Source organism: Asticcacaulis biprosthecium C19 (assembly GCF_000204015.1).
GTDB lineage: Bacteria > Pseudomonadota > Alphaproteobacteria > Caulobacterales > Caulobacteraceae > Asticcacaulis > Asticcacaulis biprosthecius.
Window position 1 is genome coordinate 565819 of sequence record NZ_GL883079.1, and the last position, 2835, is coordinate 568653.

Annotated in this window: 6 protein-coding genes; 4 read left to right on the forward strand and 2 right to left on the reverse strand. The window is 58.8% G+C overall.

Annotation, left to right across the window (positions count from 1 at the left end):
- On the forward strand, positions 1 to 389 hold a 389-nt coding region (locus ABI_RS25350; RefSeq protein ID WP_040309582.1), incomplete at its 5' end, for an EamA family transporter.
- Here the strand turns inward: ABI_RS25350 and folK are convergent.
- Complete coding sequence (folK, locus tag ABI_RS24570) at positions 371 to 859, reverse strand: 2-amino-4-hydroxy-6-hydroxymethyldihydropteridine diphosphokinase (protein WP_083811555.1); 489 nt, start codon at positions 857 to 859, stop codon at positions 371 to 373. The two genes, ABI_RS25350 and folK, sit on opposite strands and share 19 nt — an antisense overlap.
- Before the next feature lie 74 nt (positions 860 to 933).
- Between folK and ABI_RS17860 the strand changes: the two genes are divergently transcribed.
- The 3 genes from ABI_RS17860 to ABI_RS17870 are packed head-to-tail and all read left to right on the forward strand — an operon-like array spanning position 934 to position 2572.
- Complete coding sequence (locus ABI_RS17860) at positions 934 to 1518, forward strand: LabA-like NYN domain-containing protein (protein WP_040309583.1); 585 nt, start codon at positions 934 to 936, stop codon at positions 1516 to 1518.
- Positions 1519 to 1536: 18 nt separating this feature from the next.
- Entirely contained in the window at positions 1537 to 1923 is a 387-nt protein-coding gene (locus ABI_RS17865) for a VOC family protein (RefSeq protein ID WP_006274456.1), read from the forward strand.
- Positions 1910 to 2572 carry a uracil-DNA glycosylase gene (locus ABI_RS17870; protein ID WP_006274457.1) on the forward strand — a complete coding sequence of 221 codons (663 nt, stop codon included), beginning with the start codon at positions 1910 to 1912 and terminating at the stop codon, positions 2570 to 2572. Before ABI_RS17865 ends, ABI_RS17870 begins: the two co-directional genes overlap by 14 nt.
- 29 nt (positions 2573 to 2601) lie before the next feature.
- Here ABI_RS17870 and ABI_RS26005 read toward each other — a convergent pair.
- Positions 2602 to 2835: hypothetical protein (locus ABI_RS26005; protein ID WP_211211189.1), on the reverse strand; the 234-nt coding region annotated here is incomplete at its 5' end.

Genomic DNA, 2835 nt, shown 5'->3' on the forward strand with positions numbered 1-2835 from the left:
TCGCACGCATGGGGCCGTCCCTGTTCACGTCCTGGGCCATGTCGGGGGCAGCCATCGCCACCTTTATGCACTTCTTCCTTGTCCACCGCCCCAGCGACATACCGTGGAGCCCCGGCCTGCTGTGGTTGACTCTGGGCCTGGCCATCGGCGCCACCGTCGCCCCCAGCTACCTGACAAATTTTGCGCTCAGCCGCATTTCGTCCCAAGCCAATGCGGTGATCAGCTTTATCAACCCGATCTTCACCTTAGGAATGAGCGTTTTGATCCTGCGGCTGCCCGCCAGTATGGCGGATGTCATCGGCACGCTCATGGTGCTGCTGGGCGTCGGGCTCTATACGTGGCTGGACCAACGGGCCGCCAAGAAGGCCGCTCAGCCCGCCACCGGATGAGCGTCCCTGGCGACTGTTGCCTGAGTCCAAAGCTCAGTTGCCGTCCGATTCAGCACCGGATGTACCCACCCTGGGAGAATGTCGGTCAAGGGCCCCATCACGAAACCGCGATCCGCTGCCCGGGGGTGCGGCACGATAATGCCGCCCTCACCATCAAGAATCACCCGGCCGTAGGCAACCAGGTCGAGATCAACAACCCTGGGTGCGTTTTTTTCAGCACCTCTCACCCTGCCGAATTCATGTTCAACATCGTGCAAAACCTGCATTAAGTCTGCGGGTTGCAGATGTGTCTTCACAGATATGACAGCGTTCACATAGGCCGGGTCCTGAGGATTTGGCCAGGCCTGCGACTGCCACAAACGTGAAATTTTGTTAATGAAAAGTCCGCGCTCCCGCAAAGTCTTGACAAGGCGGTCGAAAGCTTGCGATGCAGTTTCCGTGCCCGACGACAGGTTGGACCCGTAGGCAATTAAAAACTGCCTGAGTGTTGTCGCTCACCACTTCACCCGTCATTTTCACCGCTTATTTTGAGAGAGTATTTAAAATGAGCTTTTACCCGACAGACCGTATCGCGCTTTTTATCGACGGCGCAAACCTTTATTCAGCCGCCAAGGCGCTGAACTTTGATATCGATTACCGCAAGCTTCTCGATGAGTTTCGCAAGCGCGGCGTCTTGATCCGCGCTTACTATTATACCGCCCTTGTCGAAGGCGACGACTATTCGCCCATCCGCCCTCTGGTGGACTGGCTCGACTACAATGGCTTTGCCCTGGTCACCAAGACGGCCAAGGAATATGTCGACAGCCAGGGCCGTAAGCGCTGGCGCGGCGACATGGACATCGAAATCGCCTGCGACATGATGGAAATGGCCGGCAATGCCGACCATCTGGTGCTGTTCTCGGGTGACGGCGACTTCCGCCGCCTGATCGAAGCCGTTCAGCGCAAGGGTTGCCGTGTCACCGTTGTATCGACCGTCAAGTCGCAACCGCCGATGACCTCGGACGAATTGCGTCGTCAGGCTGACACCTTCGTCGACCTGGCCGATCTGGCCTCGGTCGTCGGTCGGCCGCGTCAGGTTCATCAAAACTCGCCCAAGTTCGTCGCGGCCGAGGATTTTGACGAAGCCTGATCTTCAGGAGACTAAGCCATGCTGCGTTACGCCGGCCCTATCGGACACATCGCCGTCGCGGACTTCGGGCAAGCCCGTGCGTTCTACGAAGGCGTCCTTGGGCTGGAATTCGTGCGCAACGACGGCTTTGCCATTGTGATGCGCTCAGGTCAGATCATTCTGCGCCTGAGCGTTCCTCCTGAAATTACACCGGTCAGCTATTCTGTCTTCGGCTGGGAGGTGATGGAGATTGAGACCCAGGTCGCCGACCTGACCGGACGCGGCGTGGTTTTCGAACGCTATGGCCGCCTCGGCGGTGACCAGGACGAAGCGGGCGTATGGCTCACGCCGCATGGCGACAAGGTCGCCTGGTTCAAGGACCCGTTCGGCAACCTGCTTTCGCTCAGCCAGCATGTCGATCCGTGACTCCGATTGCCGCCTGTGCCCGCGCCTTGTCGACTACCGGGACAGCAACCGTTCAACCGAACCTACCTGGCATAATGCGCCGGCGCCGCCGTTCGGTGATCGCAACGGCCGCTTGTTGATCGTCGGCCTGGCGCCCGGCCGCACGGGTGCCAATCGGACCGGGCGGGTCTTCACCGGCGATGCGGCCGGCCGCATGCTGTTTGAAACCCTGATTGCGACCGGATTTGCCAGCGGCACCTACCGGGACGACGGCCACGACGATGTCGTCTTGCGCGATTGCCTGGTTACCAATGCCGTCCTGTGCGCCCCGCCGGGCAACAAGCCTCTGCCGGCGGAAGAAACCACCTGCCGTCCGCATCTCGCCGCCCTCATCAAATCCATGCCGCGGCTGAAAGTGATCGTCACCCTGGGCGACGTCGCCCGGCGCAACCTGCTAAAGGCCCTCGGCAAACCCGGCTCAGCCATGACCGGCGGCCACGGCGCTACAGCGGAGTTCGATGGCGTGAGAGTGATCAACAGTTTTCACTGTTCGCGCCTGAATTTGAACACCGGCCGTCTGACAGCATCAATGTTCGCTGCTGTGTTTGAGACCGCCGGATCTGTCATCCGACAACCGGAAACAAAGAACGAGGAACACAGAAAACATTGAACCGCCGCCTTTGGCGGCGTGCACGAGAATCACGGAATTTGAGCCGTTGAAGCGCTATCATTTTGAAACCAGAAGGCGCTTCGCGCAAGGACAGCAGGCGCACGAATTTCGTGTTTTTTGTGCCGCTGCGTAGCAGTTTCAGTGCATTTCGTGTTCCCGCTTAGAGCGCACCCCAAAAAGTGTGACGCAGTTTTTGGATAAAGATGCGCGTAAAAACAAAAACTTATACCAAGCTTCATAAAGAATGACGCTTGGTATTCGTA

Coding starts and splice junctions, on each gene's coding strand:
- ABI_RS17870 (WP_006274457.1), top strand. CDS start 1,910: ATGTCGATCCGTGACTCCGATTGCCGCCTGTGCCCGCGCCTTGTCGAC.
- ABI_RS17865 (WP_006274456.1), top strand. CDS start 1,537: ATGCTGCGTTACGCCGGCCCTATCGGACACATCGCCGTCGCGGACTTC.
- ABI_RS17860 (WP_040309583.1), top strand. CDS start 934: ATGAGCTTTTACCCGACAGACCGTATCGCGCTTTTTATCGACGGCGCA.